The organism is Rhizobium sp. CB3171, from assembly GCF_029714265.1.
GTDB lineage: Bacteria > Pseudomonadota > Alphaproteobacteria > Rhizobiales > Rhizobiaceae > Rhizobium.
This window is the reverse complement of record NZ_CP121652.1, coordinates 3,484,078-3,502,824: the sequence shown is the minus strand read 5'-3', so window position 1 is coordinate 3,502,824 and position 18,747 is coordinate 3,484,078. Positions and strand designations below refer to the sequence as shown.

18 protein-coding genes are annotated in these 18,747 nt (G+C 57.9%); 9 read left to right on the top strand and 9 right to left on the bottom strand.

Annotated elements, in window-relative coordinates:
- Position 1 precedes the first annotated feature (1 nt).
- The 4 genes from coaE to QA648_RS16970 are packed head-to-tail and all read right to left on the bottom strand — an operon-like array spanning position 2 to position 2,926.
- Positions 2–619, bottom strand: coding sequence for a dephospho-CoA kinase (coaE, locus tag QA648_RS16985; RefSeq protein ID WP_283048226.1), 618 nt, complete (start codon positions 617–619; stop codon positions 2–4).
- Positions 619–1,476 (bottom strand): shikimate dehydrogenase, encoded by an 858-nt coding sequence (locus QA648_RS16980; protein ID WP_283048225.1) that lies wholly within the window; start codon positions 1,474–1,476, stop codon positions 619–621. The genes coaE and QA648_RS16980 overlap by 1 nt, the downstream gene beginning before the upstream one ends.
- Positions 1,469–2,068, bottom strand: a complete 600-nt coding sequence (locus tag QA648_RS16975) for a Maf-like protein (protein WP_283048224.1) — start codon at positions 2,066–2,068, stop codon at positions 1,469–1,471. The genes QA648_RS16980 and QA648_RS16975 overlap by 8 nt, the downstream gene beginning before the upstream one ends.
- Positions 2,069–2,104: 36 nt before the next feature.
- Positions 2,105–2,926 carry a pyruvate, water dikinase regulatory protein gene (locus QA648_RS16970; protein WP_104821430.1) on the bottom strand — a complete coding sequence of 274 codons (822 nt, stop codon included), beginning with the start codon at positions 2,924–2,926 and terminating at the stop codon, positions 2,105–2,107.
- A gap of 401 nt (positions 2,927–3,327) precedes the next feature.
- Between QA648_RS16970 and hemE the strand changes: the two genes are divergently transcribed.
- The 8 genes from hemE to QA648_RS16930 all read left to right on the top strand — a co-directional run bounded on the left by hemE (position 3,328) and on the right by QA648_RS16930 (position 12,219).
- Entirely contained in the window at positions 3,328–4,362 is a 1,035-nt protein-coding gene (hemE, locus tag QA648_RS16965; protein ID WP_283048219.1) for a uroporphyrinogen decarboxylase, read from the top strand.
- Positions 4,363–4,366: 4 nt separating this feature from the next.
- Complete coding sequence (gene hemJ, locus QA648_RS16960) at positions 4,367–4,921, top strand: protoporphyrinogen oxidase HemJ (RefSeq protein WP_104824926.1); 555 nt, start codon at positions 4,367–4,369, stop codon at positions 4,919–4,921.
- A gap of 200 nt (positions 4,922–5,121) precedes the next feature.
- Positions 5,122–6,387, top strand: coding sequence for a transcription termination factor Rho (gene rho / locus QA648_RS16955; RefSeq protein ID WP_004127423.1), 1,266 nt, complete (start codon positions 5,122–5,124; stop codon positions 6,385–6,387).
- Between the two features lie 149 nt (positions 6,388–6,536).
- Positions 6,537–7,856, top strand: coding sequence for a tRNA uridine-5-carboxymethylaminomethyl(34) synthesis GTPase MnmE (gene mnmE / locus QA648_RS16950; protein WP_283048211.1), 1,320 nt, complete (start codon positions 6,537–6,539; stop codon positions 7,854–7,856).
- A gap of 108 nt (positions 7,857–7,964) precedes the next feature.
- Complete coding sequence (gene mnmG / locus QA648_RS16945; RefSeq protein ID WP_283048209.1) at positions 7,965–9,845, top strand: tRNA uridine-5-carboxymethylaminomethyl(34) synthesis enzyme MnmG; 1,881 nt, start codon at positions 7,965–7,967, stop codon at positions 9,843–9,845.
- 25 nt (positions 9,846–9,870) lie between these two features.
- Positions 9,871–10,488 carry a 16S rRNA (guanine(527)-N(7))-methyltransferase RsmG gene (gene rsmG / locus QA648_RS16940; protein WP_283048208.1) on the top strand — a complete coding sequence of 206 codons (618 nt, stop codon included), beginning with the start codon at positions 9,871–9,873 and terminating at the stop codon, positions 10,486–10,488.
- Between the two features lie 20 nt (positions 10,489–10,508).
- Positions 10,509–11,303: a ParA family protein gene (locus QA648_RS16935; protein WP_104824923.1), complete on the top strand. Its 795-nt coding sequence runs from the start codon at positions 10,509–10,511 to the stop codon at positions 11,301–11,303.
- A gap of 31 nt (positions 11,304–11,334) precedes the next feature.
- A complete protein-coding gene (locus QA648_RS16930; RefSeq protein ID WP_283048206.1) occupies positions 11,335–12,219 on the top strand; it encodes a ParB/RepB/Spo0J family partition protein in 885 nt (294 codons plus the stop codon).
- 15 nt (positions 12,220–12,234) lie between these two features.
- Here QA648_RS16930 and holA read toward each other — a convergent pair whose 3' ends face one another.
- Genes holA through leuS form a run of 3 tightly spaced genes read right to left on the bottom strand, consistent with a single transcriptional unit; the run spans position 12,235 to position 16,428 of the window.
- Positions 12,235–13,272, bottom strand: coding sequence for a DNA polymerase III subunit delta (gene holA, locus QA648_RS16925; RefSeq protein ID WP_283048204.1), 1,038 nt, complete (start codon positions 13,270–13,272; stop codon positions 12,235–12,237).
- A gap of 14 nt (positions 13,273–13,286) precedes the next feature.
- A complete protein-coding gene (lptE, locus tag QA648_RS16920; protein ID WP_104824920.1) occupies positions 13,287–13,808 on the bottom strand; it encodes an LPS assembly lipoprotein LptE in 522 nt (173 codons plus the stop codon).
- On the bottom strand, positions 13,798–16,428 hold the full coding sequence (gene leuS, locus QA648_RS16915; RefSeq protein ID WP_283048202.1) for a leucine--tRNA ligase: 2,631 nt from the start codon (positions 16,426–16,428) through the stop codon (positions 13,798–13,800). Before leuS ends, lptE begins: the two co-directional genes overlap by 11 nt.
- A 201-nt stretch (positions 16,429–16,629) precedes the next feature.
- Here leuS and QA648_RS16910 point away from each other — a divergent pair, with 201 nt between their 5' ends.
- A complete protein-coding gene (locus QA648_RS16910; RefSeq protein WP_283048200.1) occupies positions 16,630–17,289 on the top strand; it encodes a YggS family pyridoxal phosphate-dependent enzyme in 660 nt (219 codons plus the stop codon).
- 45 nt (positions 17,290–17,334) lie between these two features.
- Here the strand turns inward: QA648_RS16910 and QA648_RS16905 are convergent, their stop codons facing one another.
- Together QA648_RS16905 and QA648_RS16900 are read right to left on the bottom strand one after the other, a co-directional pair.
- Positions 17,335–17,748 (bottom strand): hypothetical protein, encoded by a 414-nt coding sequence (locus tag QA648_RS16905; protein WP_283048198.1) that lies wholly within the window; start codon positions 17,746–17,748, stop codon positions 17,335–17,337.
- A 168-nt stretch (positions 17,749–17,916) separates the two neighbouring features.
- On the bottom strand, positions 17,917–18,624 hold the full coding sequence (locus QA648_RS16900; protein ID WP_104824917.1) for a DUF1013 domain-containing protein: 708 nt from the start codon (positions 18,622–18,624) through the stop codon (positions 17,917–17,919).
- Positions 18,625–18,747 lie beyond the last annotated feature (123 nt).

The following is an 18,747-nucleotide window of genomic DNA, read 5'->3' as shown; positions in this document are numbered from 1 at the left end:
ATTAGGGCTCTCCGCCTGCAGATCCGTTGTCTGCCGATCGCTGCCGCAGGTCGGCTATGATGTCTTTTATCTGCTCCCGCGCCGCATCGATGCTGCCGCCGGTGTCGATGACATAATCCGCCCGCGCCCGCTTCTCCGCATCCGGCGTCTGGCGGGAGAGAATCATGGCGAATTTTTCCTCAGTCATGCCCGGCCTGGCAAGCACTCTTTCCCGTTGAATCTGTGTATCACAACTGACAACGACGATCTTGTCCACCCGCTCATTGGCGCCGGTCTCGAACAGCAGGGGGATATCGAGCACGACGATATCGGCACCGGCGGCACGCTGACGTTTGAGAAACGTTCGTTCGCGCTGCCGCACCAGCGGATGAACAATGGCCTCAAGTCGCTTGAACCCGGAGGGATCGGAGGCGAGTTTGCGGCCAAGCTCCTGCCGGTCGACGGTGCCGTTCTTTGTTGCTCCTGGAAACGCAGCTTCGACCAAGGGCACGGCCTCGCCGCTATAAAGATCATGCACGACTGCGTCGGCATCATTCACGGGGATGCCCGCTTCGGCGAAGAGCTTGCCCGACGTCGATTTTCCCATGCCGATCGATCCGGTCAGTCCAATGCGGATCATCAATGTTTTTCCATATCGGCGATGATCAGCGCCCGGAGCGCTTCATCGACCACCGGACGCTTGCCGAACCATTTTTCGAAACCTGGCACAGCCTGATGCAGCAACATGCCAAGCCCGTCGACCGTGGCGAAGCCTTGTTCTTCCGCCTGGGCAAGCAACGGCGTTTTCAGCGGCACATAAACAATATCGGTGACAACGGCATTTTCGGCCAGCGGCGAAAAATCAATCTGCGGCGCCGCCTCACCGTCCATGCCAAGCGAAGTGGTATTGACGAGGAGACCGGCACCTCGCATCACCTCATCCAGCGCCGCCATCGGATGGGCATGGACACGCTCGCCGAAGCGATCGGCCAGTTCCCGTGCACGCTCGACAGTGCGATTAACGACGTGAATTTCCGGAATGCCGCGGTTGCGCACCGCCTGGATGACGGCGCGGCTGGCGCCGCCCGCACCCAGGATCACCACTCGTCCGGTACGATCCCAATCGGGATGGCGCTCATCCAGATTGGCCGTGAAACCGCGGCCGTCCGTGTTGGTCGCATGTAGCAAGCCATCCTGAAGCCAGAGCGTGTTCGAAGCACCGAGCTCCTCGGACAATTCATCCGGGCGATCCGCCAGCTTGAATGCCGTCTCCTTGTGCGGGATCGTCACATTGCCGCCGACAAAGCCGCTCGAACCGTCCTTCAAGGAAGCGATGAAGGCCGGGAAATCATCCGGCGAGACCTCGTGCGCACGATAATTGCCGGCGAGACCGAGTGTGCGGAGCCAATGGCCATGGATCAAAGGCGAGCGAGAATGCTTGATGGGGTAGCCCGTAACGAAGGCGCTGGGGCCAAATGTTTCACGTGAATCACCCATCGATTACTCCCAGTTCGCGAAGCTGCTGAAGGAGCGGCAGCATCGGCAATCCGACGATGGTAAAGTAATCGCCGTCGATTTTCGAGAAAAGCTGTATCCCCTCAGCCTCAAGCTGATAGGCGCCGACGCTCGACAGCGCCTTCTCGCCGACACGGCTCAGATGACGGTGGACAAAATCGGCCGAGAAATCGCGCATGGTCAATTCCGCATGGGACACATGTTCCCAGATGATATCGCCGTTGCGCGCCAGTGCGATGGCACTGTTCAGACGATGGGTCTTGCCGGATAGGGTTCGCAGATGGTTCTCGGCGTCCGCCATCGTTTTCGGTTTATGAAAAACTTCATCGCCGAGCGACATCGTCTGGTCCGAACCAATGACGAGCGAGTCGGGGAAACGATCGCTCACCTCTTTCGCCTTGGCTTTGGCCAGCACCAGCGCCACAGCATCCGGCCCGGCGCCATCCTTCTCCAGCGGCGCTTCGATTGCGCGTTCATCGATCTGAGCCGCCACCGCCTGGAAATGTAGACCGGCATTTTGCATCAGCATCCGCCGGAACGGGCTGGAAGAGGCAAGAATGAGCGGTGCTGTCATATCGGATAAACCTCGGGGAATCTTGGTATCCAGCGCTTAGCGCAGCTTCGGGCGCAGGGCAACAATGGCGGCCGCGGTCTCTTCGATCGAGCGGCGGGTGACATCGATGACAGGCCAATTGTGCCGGGCGCAGAGCGAGCGGGCATATTTCAGCTCCTCGGAGATCGCCGCGCGATCGACATAGTCACCACGATCGAAACCGGCGGTCGCCCCGAGGATACGGTTTTCGCGAACCTGCGAAATACGATCAGTGGTCGCCACCAGCCCGACGATCAGCGGTTTGGTCGCCCGGATCAAACTCTCGGGCAGGGGTACGCCATGGACGATCGGAATATTGGCCGTCTTGATGCCTCTGTTGGCAAGATAGATGCTGGTCGGCGTCTTCGATGTCCGGCTGATGCCGATGATGACGACATCGGCGTCATTATAATCATCCTGCATCTGTCCATCATCGTGATCCATGGTGAAGTTCAGCGCTTCGATGCGAGCGAAATAATCGGCATTCATCACATGCTGGGCGCCGACCCTGCGCCGGGACGCCGCTCCGAGATAGGTCTGGAAGACATTCATTACCGGCTCGAGGACATTGACGCAGGGCACACCCATCTCACGGCAGCGCTCGGCGATGAAATCGGCAAGCTCACGGTCGACGATCGTATAAAGGACTATCCCGGGACTATGGTCGATCGCTTCCAGAACCGGCAGGAGCTGCTTGCGGTTCCTGATCAGGGGATAGACATGTTCGATCGGCTGGCTGGCATGGAATTGCACCGAGGCGGCGCGGCCCGCGGAGATCAGAGTCTCACCGGTTGAGTCAGAAATCAGATGCAGATGAAAGAAGCTTGTCCGGTTTTCCACGCTACTTTCCATTGCCTGTTGATATGTCGGGAGAGAAGAGAGGTACGGGAAGCGGCCGGTCGGGGGCAAGTGGAAAACCGCCGACTTTTCCACATTTCGAATTTGGCCGGGGACGCTTCGCCGGAGATTGTGGGCAATGTGGATAATTTGCGGCTTTCAGCCAGCCTCCCCATTTTATCCCCAGACAGGCCTGAAATAAAAGGCAAGCCAAACCCTTCAAAAGATTGATCTAAGTTTTACCTTTTCCACATATCCGGCGCTCCAGCCGATCTCTTTGCCGGATCTTGATGGATGCGCGACATTTTGGATCGGCCGTGGATGGATTTTAATCCTTGATAGTCACCGACTCTAAGAAATAGAAACCTTAGATATATGTTTGGTTTTTAAATGGGATGACGTCTTTGAGCGATGAACGCCGGAAGATCATGAGAGTGCTCAGTGGTGAAACGCTGACCCCTCCCCCTCTCTGGCTGATGCGCCAAGCCGGCCGCTATCTTCCGGAGTATCGGGAGACAAGAGCAAAGGCCGGGAGCTTTCTCGAGCTCTGTTATACCCCGGAACATGCGGTCGAAGTGACGCTGCAGCCGATCCGGCGGTATGGCTTTGACGCTGCAATCCTGTTCTCCGATATCTTGGTGATCCCTGATGCGCTGAAACGCAATGTGCGTTTTACCGAGGGGCATGGTCCGGAGATGGATCCGATCGACGAAGCCGGTATTGCGGCGTTGAAGGCCGACGGCGTCATTGATCATCTGGCTCCGGTGATGGAGACGGTACGGCGGCTGCGGAGCGAACTGCCCGAAGAGACGACGCTGCTCGGGTTCTGCGGCGCGCCCTGGACGGTCGCGACCTACATGATCGCCGGCCATGGCACACCGGATCAGGCCCCTGCCCGTCTTTTCGCCTACCGGCATCCAAAGGCATTCGAGCATCTGTTGATGCTGCTTGCCGATATTTCCGCCGACTACCTGGTGGCGCAAATCGATGCTGGCGCGGATGCGGTGCAGATCTTCGATTCCTGGGCGGGCGTGCTCGGTGAAACGGAGTTCGAGGCTTTTGCCATCAAGCCGGTTGCCAGAATGATCGCTTCGGTCAAGGCACGGCGGCCGCAGGCGCGGATCATCGCCTTTGCCAAGGGCGCTGGCTATCTGCTGAAAACCTACCGGCAGAAGACAGGAGCCGATGCGATCGGTCTCGACTGGTCGGTGCCGCTAAGCTTTGCGAGGGAGCTGCAACAGGAAGGGCCGGTGCAGGGCAATCTCGATCCGATGCGTGTCGTTGCCGGCGGTAAGGCTCTTAGCGATGGGATTGACGATATTCTGCAGCATCTCGGCCATGGTCCGCTGATCTTCAATCTTGGCCACGGCATCACGCCGCAGGCCGATCCATCCGATGTCGCCGCCTTGGTCGAGCGCGTGCGCGGATGGAAGGGCTGACGAGATGAACGAGCAATCGGGAGAAAAGCAGATAGATCCTCGCGCCGGCGCATACGCCAGCCGGCGCGCCTATTTCATGATCCTGCTGTTCGCGGCATTGGCGATCGGCCTGTTTGCCTGGCATCCGGACAATCTCTATCTCTGGATCAAGGCCTTCCATATCATCGCGGTGATCTCGTGGATGGCCGGGCTTTTCTATATGCCGCGGCTTTTCATCTATCACACCGATGCCGAGCCCGGTTCGCAGCAGTCGGAAACCTTCAAGGTGATGGAGCGCCGGCTCTTGCGAGTGATCATGACGCCGGCAATGATGCTGACCTGGATTTTCGGGCTCTATCTCGCCTGGTCCGTTTACGATTTCCACGGCGGTTGGCTACATGCCAAAATCGGCCTTGTCGTGCTGCTGACCATCGTCCATATGTTCTTCAGCCGCGCCGTTCGCGCCTTTGCGCGCGATGAAAACCGGCATTCGGCTCGCTATTGGCGGTTCATGAACGAGGCGCCGACGGTGCTGATGATCCTGATCGTCATTCTGGTCGTGGTGAAGCCGTTTGCGTGAAATAAGACGCAGAACTTAACGCGAAACTTAAATTTCCTTCATTTTGCCAGCCCCCCTTGCGGGGCCGAAAGTGAATCGCTATTTTCCCGCCATCTCTTCTTCGTGGCATGTATCAGTTCTGTCGCCCGCGAACACCCTCATCGCGGTTCTGAATACGACCAACATTGCCTTTCCCCTTCTAAAACAGAGTAAATCCCTTCATGGCTGAAATGAAGCTTCAAGAACTTAAGAATAAATCCCCGACCGATCTCCTGGCCTTTGCCGAATCGCTCGAGGTCGAAAATGCAAGCACGATGCGCAAACAGGAACTGATGTTTGCCATTCTGAAGGTGCTTGCCAGCCAGGACGTGGAAATTATCGGCGAAGGCGTTGTCGAGGTCCTGCAGGACGGGTTCGGCTTCCTGCGTTCCGCCAATGCCAATTATCTGCCGGGTCCGGACGATATCTATATCTCTCCATCGCAGATCCGCCGCTTCTCGCTGAAGACGGGCGATACGGTTGAGGGGCCGATCCGCGGACCGAAGGAAGGCGAGCGCTATTTCGCGCTGCTCAAGGTCAACACCATCAATTTCGACGATCCGGAAAAGATCCGTCACAAGGTCCATTTCGATAACCTGACGCCACTTTATCCGAACGAACGCTTCCGCATGGAGCTCGACGTTCCGACCTCGAAGGATCTGTCGCCGCGCGTCATCGATCTCGTGGCGCCGCTCGGCAAGGGCCAGCGCGGTCTGATCGTAGCACCGCCGCGCACCGGTAAGACGGTGCTGCTGCAGAACATCGCGCATTCGATCACCGCCAATCATCCGGATTGCTATCTGATCGTTCTTCTGATCGACGAACGTCCGGAAGAAGTGACGGATATGCAGCGTTCCGTGCGCGGCGAAGTTATTTCGTCGACCTTCGATGAACCCGCCGTTCGCCACGTGCAGGTCGCCGAAATGGTCATCGAAAAGGCTAAGCGCCTCGTCGAACATGGTCGCGACGTCGTCATCCTGCTCGATTCGATCACCCGTCTTGGCCGCGCTTACAACACGGTCGTCCCCTCATCCGGTAAGGTTCTGACCGGTGGTGTTGACGCCAACGCCCTGCAGCGTCCGAAGCGCTTCTTCGGTGCCGCCCGTAACATCGAAGAGGGTGGTTCGCTAACGATCATTGCGACGGCGCTGATCGACACCGGCAGCCGCATGGACGAAGTGATCTTCGAAGAATTCAAGGGCACCGGCAACTCGGAAATCGTCCTCGACCGCAAGGTTGCCGATAAGCGTATCTTCCCGGCGATGGATATTCTGAAATCCGGCACCCGTAAGGAAGACTTGCTGGTTCCGCGCCAGGATTTGCAGAAGATCTTCGTTCTCCGCCGTATTCTTGCGCCGATGGGAACTACGGATGCGATCGAATTCCTGATCGACAAGCTGAAGCAGACGAAGAACAATCCGGACTTCTTCGATTCAATGAACACGTAATCCTTAGCCGGATTCATCGTTCATTTGAGCGTCGGGTATCCTATGAATTTGATCGGGCCGCTTTATGCGGCCCGATTTTGTTTGTAAGCATGTGCCCTAGGCTTTGAAAGTCGATCTCGGCCAATTCGATTCGGATGCGGATCAATTCTATGCAGCACTCCAGCGATACGATCTTTGCGCTTTCCAGCGGCGGTCTCCCGGCGGGCGTCGGAGTCGTCCGAATCAGCGGTTTGGAGGCTCTGACGGCAACCAAGGCGCTCGTCGGAGCGTTGCCGAAGCCGCGGAAAGCGGCGCTGAAAACGATTCGGACTCGAAATGGTCTCGTGATTGACCGAGGCTTAGTCCTTATTTTCCCCGCTCCAGCTTCCTTTACCGGGGAGGATTGTGCCGAGATTCACGTTCATGGCGGCAAAGCGGTTGTGGCTGCGCTTCTCAAGGAGCTCGCCGGCATTAAAGGCTGCCGCTTGGCGGAACATGGCGAATTTTCGCGCCGCGCCCTTGAAAATGGCAAGATGGATCTGGTGGAAATCGAAGGCTTGGCCGATCTCATCGCAGCCGAGACGGAAATGCAGCGCCGGTTGGCTGTGGAACACGCGGCGGGCGGTCTTTCAAAGCTTTATGAGGGATGGGCGGATCGTTTGACACGCGCTCGGGCTCTTATCGAGGCGGAGCTCGATTTTGCGGATGAGGATGATGTCCCAGGTTCGGTATCCGATCTGGTCTGGACGAATATGGCAAAGCTGCAGTCCGAATTGTCAGCGCATCTTGCTGGGGCTGATTTGGGCGAAATTGTCCGGGATGGGTTAAAAGTCGTTATTGCCGGCGCGCCGAACGCCGGCAAGTCGAGCTTGATGAACGCACTGGCGCGCCGCGAGGTGGCGATCGTGACGGATATTGCTGGAACCACGCGTGACGTTCTCCATGTCGATCTCAATATCGAGGGATATGCGGTCAGGCTCTATGACACTGCCGGCTTGAGGGACACGGAGGAAGTCATTGAGCGCGAGGGGATCCGGCGGGCGCTGAAAACAGCGTCGGAGGCGGATATTATTCTGTCGTTGGCTGAGATAGGGTCTGCCCCGCAAACCGAATTCGACGGATTTGACGGAAAAGTCTTTCGAATAGGCACTAAATCGGACATACATCCGATTGGTGGTGAAGATTACGATCTTCGCATTTCTTCCACGACTGGCGCAGGCTTGGCCGAACTGCATCAATTGTTGGTTAACGATTTGCTAACGCGGTCTTCAGCACTTTCATCGGCTTTGCCGAGCCGCTTGCGGCATCGGACGCTGTTAGCGGAAAGTCTGGAGGCACTGAACCAGGCCGTGACCTTCAATGCTGCAGGCTTGGATATACGCGCGGAGTTCCTGCGGCAGGCTGCGCACAGTTTAGGCCGCATCACCGGAAGGGTAGATGTCGAGGATTTACTTGATGTTATCTTTTCCGAATTCTGCATCGGCAAATGATTCACGTGAAACACGGCGTTAGGTACGCTGTGGGAAACGTTTCACGTGAAACCTTCTTGACTCCTGAATTTGGTATGCCAAACAGACGGCAATACCGAGGGCTTTACGATGCTCGATAAAATATATGATGTGATTGTTGTGGGTGGTGGACATGCGGGCAGTGAAGCTGCGGCCGCAGCCGCCCGTCTGGGCGCACAGACCGGGCTCGTCACCCATAAACGCGATACGATTGGTGTGATGTCGTGCAATCCCGCGATCGGCGGCCTGGGCAAGGGTCACCTGGTTCGCGAGATCGACGCCCTCGATGGTCTAATGGGCCGCGTCGCGGATGCGGCAGGTATTCAGTTCCGCATGCTGAACCGGAAGAAGGGTCCGGCCGTTCGCGGTCCGCGCACCCAGGCAGACCGGAAGCTCTATCGTCTCGCCATGCAGCGTGAGATCGACGCGATCGAAAACCTGGACGTGATCGAAGGGGATGCCTTTGATCTTGCCATAGAAGGTGACCGTGTTTCCGCGGTGATTCTAAAGGATGGCCGCATCCTTCGATGTGGTGCTGTCGTTCTGACGACCGGGACCTTTCTCCGTGGCTTGATCCATATTGGTGATAGAAAGATCCCGGCCGGCCGAGTTGGCGAGGAACCCTCGATGGGCCTATCCGCCACGCTGCATCGTTATGGTCTGGCGCTCGGCCGTTTGAAGACCGGGACGCCGGCGCGCTTGGATAGCACGACCATTGACTGGGATTCCGTGGGCCGCCAAGGCGCTGATGACGAGCCCGTGCCCTTCTCTTTCATGACGGATGCCATCACGACTCCGCAAATCGAATGCGGGGTGACGCGGACAACGCCGGCAACGCACAAGATCATTGCGGACAACCTCCTGCGGTCGGCGATGTATTCCGGCCAGATCGAGGGTGTGGGTCCGCGTTATTGTCCATCGATCGAAGACAAGATCGTTAAGTTCGGCGAGCGCGACGGTCACCAGATTTTTCTGGAGCCGGAGGGGCTCGACGATACGACCGTCTATCCCAACGGCATATCGACCTCGCTTCCCGAGGACGTACAGGATGCCTTTATCAGAACCATTCCGGGTCTGGAACGAGTCCGAATTCTGCAGTGCGGCTACGCGATCGAATATGATCATGTCGATCCCCGTGAATTGAAGCCATCGCTCGAAGTCATGAAGATTCCCGGTCTGTTTTTGGCTGGGCAAATCAATGGAACGACGGGTTACGAGGAAGCTGGAGCACAGGGCTTGATTGCTGGCCTGAACGCTGCTCGCTTAGCTTCCGGTGGAGAGGCTGTGAAGCTCAGCCGCACGGAATCCTATATTGGAGTAATGATCGACGACCTCACCTCTCGTGGAGTGGCCGAACCCTATCGCATGTTCACCTCTCGCGCAGAATATCGTTTATCCTTGCGCGCCGATAACGCTGATGTTCGTCTGACACCGCTGGGAATATCTATTGGTTGCGTCGATGTGAATCGCGGCGAGCGGTTCAAAACCTATATGGAGAAGCTCGAGCAGGCTCGGGCTCAATTGAAGAGTTTGAGTGTCACGCCGACGGAAGCAGCAAAAGCCGGGCTGCATTTGAATAAGGATGGTCAGCGCCGATCGGGATATGATCTTCTATCCCATCCGGGTCAATCCGTTGACGCGCTGTCTGGCCTGTGGCCGGAGTTGCGGTCGATCGAGGGCCGCGTCGTTGAAGCTATCGAGATCGAAGCTGCCTATGCAGTCTATATGGATCGCCAGACTTCGGACATCGTGCAGGCGCGACGCGAAGAAGAGCGCGTAATTCCGATGGGCTTCGATTTTTCCGTCTTGTCCGGTCTATCGAACGAGCTGAAGCAGAAGTTGACGGCTGCGCGCCCGAAGAATATTGCACAAGCGTCGCGTGTCGACGGGATGACGCCGGCGGCCATATCGCTTTTGTTGGCCCATCTGCGGAAGCACGTCGCGGCGGAAGAGCAGAAGCTCGTTTCCTAATATTGCAAGGTGTGAGAGTCCTGCCATGGAATTAAACGGTGTGCGTGTTTCACGTGAAACACAGGGACGCTTGCAGCACTTTGCTGAGCTGTTTCAGAAATGGGCGAAGACCATCAATCTGGTGGCGCCCTCGACGATCAACGATCTCTGGCAAAGACATATTGCCGATAGCGCCCAGATCTTTCAACTTCATCCGAAGCCAGCCCGATGGGTTGACCTCGGTAGCGGCGGCGGTTTTCCCGGCATCATTACCGCCATTCTACTGGCGGAACAGGCCGATGGACATGTCGATCTGGTGGAGAGCAATCAGAAAAAGGCTGCGTTTCTGCGGGTTTGCCTCAGGGAATGCGAGGCTCGCGGCGCCGTCCACGCCATCCGTATCGAGGAAGCGCCGAAGGTCATTCGTCACTGCGAGGTGATCTCGGCAAGAGCGCTGGCCGAGCTGGATGTGTTGCTGGACTACGCAGCGCCTTGGGCGGAACGCAACGAAAATATCCGTTTGCTGCTGCATAAAGGCCGGGATTACGAGCGTGAAGTCGAGAAAGCCCGTGGTCGGTGGGAATTCGATCTGGTAAAACACAACAGTGTGGTCGAGCGAGATTCTGTTATTTTGGAGTTAAATCGCCCTCGACGTCGAATTTAACCATAATTGGATATGCGGCAATGATCGGCGAGCGAAACCGGATTATTACTATCGCAAATCAAAAGGGTGGCGTCGGCAAGACAACCACTGCGATCAACCTGGCCACGGCCCTAGCCGCTATCGGCGAGCGGGTCTTGATCGTCGACCTCGATCCGCAAGGCAACGCTAGCACTGGCCTGGGCATCGAACGGCGGGATCGAAAACTGTCGTCCTATGATCTCCTGGTCGGGACCCATACGATTCTTGATACGGTTCAGGAAACGGCTGTCCCCAATCTCTACATCATTCCCTCGACGATGGATTTGCTTGGGATTGAGATGGAAATCGCTCAACAGTCCGATCGTGTCTTCCGGCTGCGCCGCGCGCTGAATGGCGCGGCTACCGCTTTTTCCTACATCCTGGTCGATTGCCCGCCCTCGTTCAACCTGCTGACCATGAACGCCATGGCGGCCGCCCATTCGGTTCTGGTGCCGCTGCAGTGCGAATTCTTTGCGCTGGAAGGTCTCAGCCAGTTGCTGGAAACCGTCGATCAGGTGCGCCGCACCGTCAATCCCCTGCTCGATATTCAGGGTATTGTCTTAACCATGTTTGATTCCCGCAACAATCTTGCGCAGCAGGTCGTCAATGATGTGCGCACGCATTTGGGCGAGAAGGTCTACCATACGTTGATACCGCGCAATGTTCGCGTATCTGAAGCGCCCTCTTATGGCAAGCCGGCGATCCTTTACGATCTAAAATGCGCCGGCAGTCAAGCCTATCTGCAACTGGCGTCGGAAGTGATCCAGCGGGAGCGGCAGCGTAAGGCAGCCGCCTGATCTATTGTTTGTTCTGAAGTGAGTAATTGCGATGAATGATGATGTTTCGAAACGGCGTCTCGGCCGCGGCTTGGCCGCTCTCATCGGAGAGATGGATCAGCCGACGCCGGTGGACACCGGCAAGCCGGGCGTCAATCCGGATCGCATGGTGCCAATCGAATTCATCAGCCGCAACCCAAAGAATCCGCGTCGCTATTTCGACGAAACCGAGCTGCACGATCTTGCCAGCTCAATCCGACAGCACGGCATCGTTCAGCCCGTGGTCGTGCGTACGGTCTCGGTCGATCGCTATGAAATCATAGCCGGAGAAAGACGCTGGCGCGCGGCGCAACTGGCCGGCCTGATCGAAATTCCCGTTATCGTGCGCGATGTTGATGACAAAACCGCTCTGGAAATCGCCATCGTTGAAAATGTTCAGCGCGCCGATCTCAATCCTTTGGAAGAAGCGCTGGGCTACGAGCAGTTGATAGCCGAACATGGCTATACGCAGAATGACCTTGGCGAGATCATTGGCAAAAGCCGCAGTCATGTCGCCAATTCGCTGCGCCTGCTGAAGCTGCCGGAACCGGTTCGCGACATGCTCGCCGGCGGTAGTCTATCGGCCGGCCATGCACGCGCGCTGGTTTCGACTTCCGATCCGGCAGCACTTGCTCGGACGATTGTTTCCAAGGGAATGTCGGTGCGTGATGCCGAGCGGCTGGCGCAGAACGATATCAAGGCTCAGAACGATCTCCGCCCCGTAAGCGCTCGCAAGGACGAGAAGGATTCCGATACGCTGGCGTTGGAAAGAACATTATCCGACACGCTGGGGCTAGACGTCGCGATCAACCATCGTGGCAGCGGCGGCCAGGTGAAGATCTCCTACAAGACCCTGGAGCAGCTCGAAGAAATTTGCCGGCTGCTGGAGCGGCGTTGAGCTGTTTCGCGTCAGTCAGCCCTTGCGGGCCGATTGCAGCGTGGTTGCCAGCAGTGTCTGGGTGGCGATTGTGTCTTCCAGACTGGCACGTTGCCGCGTTTGAAGAATGGCGGCCTGCAATCGGTTCATTTCCCGCGCGATTGCCGGCGCCGTCCAGCTCTTGAGTGCCTGTTCGATGATCGGCTTACGGCGGAAGTGCAGGTGCCGGCCGAGTGTCTGCATGACCTGTGCCGGCGGCACGCGCTTTTCGTCCATTTCCGTCCGCATCATGTCCAGCAATTGAAATTGTCTTAGACAACCCTGAAGCACGAGAAACATCGGTGTTTTGGAAGACGCGATTTTTTGCATGGCATGCAGAAAAGCTTCGGAATCGCCTTTGAGAATGGCATCCACCGCGTCATCTGCCGAAATGGCGCTGGCATCGCCGATGATATCGGTGACGTGATCCTCTTCAATTGTCCCCTGCCCGCGGCAATAAAGCGCCAGTTTACGGACTTCGTTGCGCGAAGCGATGCGATCGCCGCCGAGAAACTCTAACAGGATTTGGCGCGCCGCCGGTGTGATGCGTAGATTTTCGTTGGCCAGCTCCACATCGATGAGGCTGTTCAGCGCGCGAATGTCGTCGGTATAGCACGGAATAGTTGCGACAGCTTTGGAAGTCTCTGCCACCTTGCGAAGGCCGGAGCCCTTTTTCAGATCACCGCCCTCGACGATGACAAAGCTAGCATCCGGCGGATTATCGGCAATGATCTGCAGCGAATCGACCAGAGCCTTTTCGTTGGCGGCGCCGCGGATCCACACCAGCTTTTCACCGCCGAAAAGGCCGATAGCATTGACCTCATCGAGCAGGCGGCCGGCATCGTTTTGGAGATCGCTCACATCGAGCTTGATCAGGGAAAAAGGGTCGTTCAGATCAACGCCGGTCTTGCCGGCGATCTGCCCTGCCCGCTCGGAGACAAGGCCGCGGTCAGGGCCGTAGATGACAAAGAGGCGGTAGCTGCGCGCGGCGTTTTGGAGAAATCCGTCAAACTCGTGGGATTTGATTTCCGCCATGCCGCGCGCTCATATTAACGGCTAAGCGCCGCAGCGATGTCGGCGCCTACCAGCTCGGCAACTTCGCGGGCTGCGCGGTCTTCAGAATCGCGGATGGCGCGTGCCTTGGCGAATTCCTGAGTTGGGAAGTCCACCAGCGACGTGACTGAGCGGCTGCCGGATTTCAGAACCTTGCCATCGCTGGCATCCTTGAGGGTGAACGATGCCGTCACCGTCGTGCGGCCTGCGGCCGACGTATCGGAGGACGGCAGGTAGAGAACGCCGCCCGTGCCGGAGCTAACGCTCAGATCGACCGTATATTTCGGGGTCTTCGTTTCGCCGGCGCCGCGGCCGGCGATGAAGATCAATTGATTGCGAACCTGCTGACCGACGCGCGAACCGGCGTCGGAAAAGGCAACGTCCGCGAGCTTCTGCGTCACGCCGGTGCTCTCCGCGTAAAGCGGCTTGACCTGGCATGAGGACAAAAGACTGGCAACGGCAACCAGAGACGCAACGCCTGCAGCGCGAGCGAGCTTGAAAAGACTATCAGACGACAATGTTCACGATCCTCTGTGGAACGACGATGATCTTCTTTGGCGCCTGACCATTCAATGCGCTTGCGACGGCATCCAGGGCGAGTACAGCCTCTTGCACGGCATTCTGATCCGCATCGCGCGCAATTGTCAATTCGGCGCGCTTTTTGCCGTTAATCTGCACCGGATACACGATCTCATTCTCGACGACGAGCACTTCGTCGTAGCGCGGCCAAGCGCTCACGGCGACCAGATGCGCATTGCCGAGCGCTGTCGAGCATTCTTCGGCCAGATGCGGCGTGATCGGTGCGACCAATGCGATGAGAATCTCGACCGCTTCACGAACGGCGGAACGATAGCTGGCATCCGTGTCGCCAGCGGCGACCTTGGCCAGCGGAGCAGCCAATGTGTTGACGAATTCATAGATGCGCGCGACGGCCTTGTTGAAGGCGAGCTTGTCATAATCGCCCTGAACCGCCTTCAGCGTGCGGTGTGCGACCTGTGAAATCGCCAGCGCCTCGCCTTCCTTAGCCGGAGTCGAATCAACGGTTCTCAACGCGTCCGCCGCTTCCGACACTAGCCGCCACATGCGCTGTGTGAAACGATGCGCGCCTTCGACGCCCGCTTCCGACCAGATCACGTCACGATCGGGCGGCGAATCGGACAGCACGAAAAAGCGAGCCGTATCAGCGCCGTAGGAGGCGATGATATCGTCGGGGTCGACGACGTTCTTCTTCGATTTCGACATTTTCTCGATTGCGCCGATGGTTATCTCTTCGCCGCTCGATAGCAATGTCGCCCGCCTCTGGCCGTCGGTTTCCTCGATGCGGATATCGGCCGGCGACACCCATTCGCGCGTCAAGCCATTGCCGCGGCTATAGGTCTCGTGAACGACCATACCCTGCGTGAACAGGCCCTTGAAGGGTTCCTTGGCCGCGACATGGCCGGTTTCGCGCATGGCGCGGGTGAAGAAGCGGGAATAGAGCAGATGCAGGATCGCATGCTCGATGCCGCCAATATATTGATCGACGGGCAGCCAGCGATCAGCGGCCGCTTTGTCGGTGGGTTCATTTTCCCAAGGTGCCGTGAAGCGGGTGTAGTACCAGCTAGAATCGACGAAGGTATCCATGGTGTCGGTTTCCCGGCGGGCATCCTTGCCGCACTGCGGGCAGGCGACATGCCGCCATGTCGGATGGCGGTCGAGCGGATTGCCCGGCTGGTCGAAGGTGACGTCGTCCGGCAGCTTGACCGGCAGATCCTGCTTCGGCACTGGCAAGACGCCGCAATCCTCGCAGTGGATGACCGGGATCGGGCAGCCCCAATAGCGCTGGCGCGAGATGCCCCAGTCGCGTAGGCGGAAATTCACCTTGCGCTCGGCCTGCGGCGCATTGCCGAGGCTTGTCGCCGACAATTTCGTCGCCACCGTCTCAAAAGCTTCTTCAATGCTCATGCCGTCGAGGAAACGCGAATTGATCATGACGCCGTCGCCATCGTAGGCGCCATCGTCGATGCTGAAGCTTGCGGCGTCACCATCCCTCGGCATGACGACGGGCACGACCGGCAGGCCGTATTTACGGGCGAAATCCAGGTCGCGCTGGTCACCGGAGGGGCAGCCGAAGATGGCGCCGGTGCCATAATCCATCAGCACGAAATTGGCGATATAGACCGGCAGCTCCCAGGACGGGTCGAGCGGATGGCGGACACGGATGCCTGTGTCCATGCCCTTCTTCTCGGCGGTTTCCAATGCGGCAAGCGAGGTGCCGGCGCGGCGGCATTCTTCGCAGAAGGCATCGATAGCCGGATTCGCAGCCGCTGCTTCCTTAGCCAACGGATGATCAGCCGAAATCGCCAGGAAGGAAGCGCCAAACAAGGTGTCCGGACGCGTGGTATAGACGGTAATTTCACGGTCGGCGTTCGGCGAGGTCTCCGGCACGATCTCCCAGCGGATCGTCAGGCCTTCGGACCGGCCGATCCAGTTCTTCTGCATCAGCCGCACTTTTTCCGGCCAATGGTCGAGCGTATCCAGCGCGTCCAGCAGGTCCTGGCTGAATTCGGTGATCTTGAAGAACCATTGCGTCAGCTCGCGCTGTTCGACCAGCGCGCCGGAGCGCCAGCCGCGGCCGTCGATGACCTGCTCGTTGGCGAGCACTGTGTTGTCGACCGGGTCCCAGTTGACCTTGGACTTCTTGCGGTAAACCAGGCCCTTCTCCATCATGTCGATGAAGAGCATCTGCTGGCGATGGTAATAGTCGACGTCGCAGGTGGCGAATTCGCGGCTCCAGTCCAGCGACAGGCCCATGGCCTTCAACTGCGCCTTCATCGAGGCGATGTTCTGGTAGGTCCATTCCTTCGGATGCACTTTGTTGTCGCGGGCGGCGTTTTCCGCCGGCATGCCGAAGGCGTCCCAGCCCATCGGATGCAAGACGTTGTAGCCACGGGCGCGCTTGTAGCGGGCGACGACGTCACCCATGGCATAGTTGCGCACATGGCCCATATGGATGCGGCCCGACGGATAGGGGAACATCTCGAGGACGTAATATTTCTCGCGCGGATCGGCGTTGTCAGTGAGGAAGACCTTTTCCTCGTTCCATTTCTGCTGCCAGCGAGGCTCGGCATCGCGCGGATTATAACGTTCGGTAGCCATCTGATCTTGTATTCCAGAAAATCATGGGGAGTTGGCCGTGACCTTCATCACGAAACCAACCAAGCGTCAAGTTTAGCGGGTGCGGCAAGTGCTTTATCTTGCAAAGCAAAGCCGGATTCCGTGGCATCGGCCCTTGGCAAAGGCCGCCTGCCTCATTACTGCAAAGTCTCAAGGAACAGGCGTCAATATCGAGGCGAAAAGATGGAACTTCAAGAGCGGTTGAACGCGGTTCGTGCCCATATCGCTGCAGCGGAGCATCAAGCCGGTCGACCGGCGGGTGCCGTGCAGCTCGTCGCCGTTTCCAAGACCTTCGATGCCGAAGCGATTCGCCCTGCCATTTCGGCCGGCCAGCGGGTGTTCGGGGAAAACCGTGTGCAGGAAAGCCAAGGCAAGTGGCCGCTGCTCAAGGCGGAAACGCCCGAGATCGAGCTGCATCTGATCGGGCCGCTGCAATCGAACAAGGCGGCAGATGCCGTGGCCTTGTTCGACGTCATCGAAACGGTGGATCGCGAAAAGATCGCCCGCGCCCTCGCCGATGAAATGAAACGGCAGGGCAAGGCGCTGAGGCTTTATGTGCAGGTCAATACCGGACTGGAGCCGCAAAAGGCCGGGATTGCGCCGGACGATACGACCGCCTTCGTCGATTTCTGCCGGAAGGAGCTTGGACTTTCGATCGAGGGACTGATGTGCATTCCGCCAGCGGATGAGAATCCTGGGCCGCATTTCGCGTTGCTCGCCAAACTCGCAAAAAAGAGCGGGGTCGAAAAACTCTCCATGGGCATGTCGAGTGACTATGAGATTGCCGTGGCTTTCGGTGCTACGAGCGTTCGCGTTGGGTCGGCGATTTTTGGAGCGCGATAAATTTACTGTCAAAGCCCAACAGGGCGAGTAAGGACGCGGCCGCCGCTATTGCGTCGCCGCTCGGCTTCGGGACCCCAATCCGAAGCCGATAAAGTTTCCTATTGTCACACCGACGAATAAAACTACCGCAATGTGGGCCACCTTTTCCCAGGAGGTGACGAAGGCGTAGGCGAAAAACGCGCAAGGTATAAACAGGAATGGCGCGAAGGCCACCAGTATCACCAACATAAAAATCGCCAACATGACGATGGTACCCGTGACGATAGTTTCGTCGATTTCGACCAGCGAGCAGATGGTGGCACCGACCACAATAAAGATTGCCGGCAGTATGAGGTGCTCAAATACTGCGAATTTTCCAAAACGCCCTTGCAGGACTTTCTGCTTAGTCAGCAGTGCGGCCACCATGGCAGCCACTAAACCCACCACATAGTCGTAGTATCCGATACCCAAGATCGACATTGCAGCTTCATCTCGCGCATAACCATGTAGCGTGAGTATATACCATGTCCCACAGGTTGTTCTCGCTGCATAGGGACGCAGCAAAGATGGATCATAAGCATTGCCATAATCCGATATAAAAAGCCCCGGCTTTCACCGGGGCCTCGAACTACGGGACTGAGTCGCGTCTCAATACCGGTCGTCGTCGTCATCGTCCGGCGTGGTGGACTTCAGCGACTTCAGCTTGGCGAAGACGGCGTCGGCGTCGATTTCCTTTTCCTTCTCTTCATCGCGATCATAGCTGAAGCCGAGCTTCTCGGTTTCCTGCGCCGGCTGCAGCGTCGCGCCGAGTTCGGCGGCTGTCGGCAGCGGACGGCCCTTGGCGGCCTTTTCGACTTCCATGTCGAGGTCGATCTGGCTGCAGAGGCCGAGCGTTACCGGATCCATCGGCGTCAGGTTCGTCGAGTTCCAGTGCGTGCGGTCACGAATCTGCTCGATGGTGGACTTGGTGGTGCCGACGAGGCGGGAAATCTGCGCGTCCTTCAGTTCCGGATGGTTGCGCACCAGCCAGAGAATGGCGTTCGGGCGATCCTGGCGCTTGGAAACCGGCGTGTAGCGCGGCCCACGACGCTTGGATTCCGGCACGCGAACCTTCGGTTCGGAAATCTTCAGCTTGTGGTTCGGATTGGCTTCGGCGCGGGCGATTTCGTCGCGGGAGAGCTGGCCGGTGGCGATTGGGTCGAGGCCCTTGATGCCCTGTGCCGCTTCGCCATCGGCGATAGCCTTGACTTCGAGCGGATGCAGCTTGCAGAACTGTGCAATCTGGTCGAACGACAAGGCCGTATTGTCGACAAGCCAGATGGCTGTTGCCTTCGGCATGAGCAATTGTTGAGCCATGGATATAGTCCTTCTGTCAGTCCGCGCCGGTGTCGCGGTCCGGGGTGTAACACCACATTGTCCGGGAAATATGGCCCTATATAACCGCAGCGTTGCAGAATTGCAATTCTTTGCCGATGAAAT

Bases quoted from the DNA above. Each gene is read 5' to 3' on its own strand.
- hemJ (WP_104824926.1), top strand. From the start codon at position 4,367: ATGAACGAGCAATCGGGAGAAAAGCAGATAGATCCTCGCGCCGGCGCA.
- QA648_RS16975 (WP_283048224.1), bottom strand. From the start codon at position 2,068: ATGACAGCACCGCTCATTCTTGCCTCTTCCAGCCCGTTCCGGCGGATG.
- QA648_RS16935 (WP_104824923.1), top strand. From the start codon at position 10,509: ATGATCGGCGAGCGAAACCGGATTATTACTATCGCAAATCAAAAGGGT.
- QA648_RS16930 (WP_283048206.1), top strand. From the start codon at position 11,335: ATGAATGATGATGTTTCGAAACGGCGTCTCGGCCGCGGCTTGGCCGCT.
- holA (WP_283048204.1), bottom strand. From the start codon at position 13,272: ATGGCGGAAATCAAATCCCACGAGTTTGACGGATTTCTCCAAAACGCC.
- mnmG (WP_283048209.1), top strand. From the start codon at position 7,965: ATGCTCGATAAAATATATGATGTGATTGTTGTGGGTGGTGGACATGCG.
- mnmE (WP_283048211.1), top strand. From the start codon at position 6,537: ATGCAGCACTCCAGCGATACGATCTTTGCGCTTTCCAGCGGCGGTCTC.
- QA648_RS16900 (WP_104824917.1), bottom strand. From the start codon at position 18,624: ATGGCTCAACAATTGCTCATGCCGAAGGCAACAGCCATCTGGCTTGTC.
- leuS (WP_283048202.1), bottom strand. From the start codon at position 16,428: ATGGCTACCGAACGTTATAATCCGCGCGATGCCGAGCCTCGCTGGCAG.
- QA648_RS16980 (WP_283048225.1), bottom strand. From the start codon at position 1,476: ATGGGTGATTCACGTGAAACATTTGGCCCCAGCGCCTTCGTTACGGGC.
- coaE (WP_283048226.1), bottom strand. From the start codon at position 619: ATGATCCGCATTGGACTGACCGGATCGATCGGCATGGGAAAATCGACG.
- QA648_RS16910 (WP_283048200.1), top strand. From the start codon at position 16,630: ATGGAACTTCAAGAGCGGTTGAACGCGGTTCGTGCCCATATCGCTGCA.
- rsmG (WP_283048208.1), top strand. From the start codon at position 9,871: ATGGAATTAAACGGTGTGCGTGTTTCACGTGAAACACAGGGACGCTTG.
- QA648_RS16905 (WP_283048198.1), bottom strand. From the start codon at position 17,748: ATGTCGATCTTGGGTATCGGATACTACGACTATGTGGTGGGTTTAGTG.
- rho (WP_004127423.1), top strand. From the start codon at position 5,122: ATGGCTGAAATGAAGCTTCAAGAACTTAAGAATAAATCCCCGACCGAT.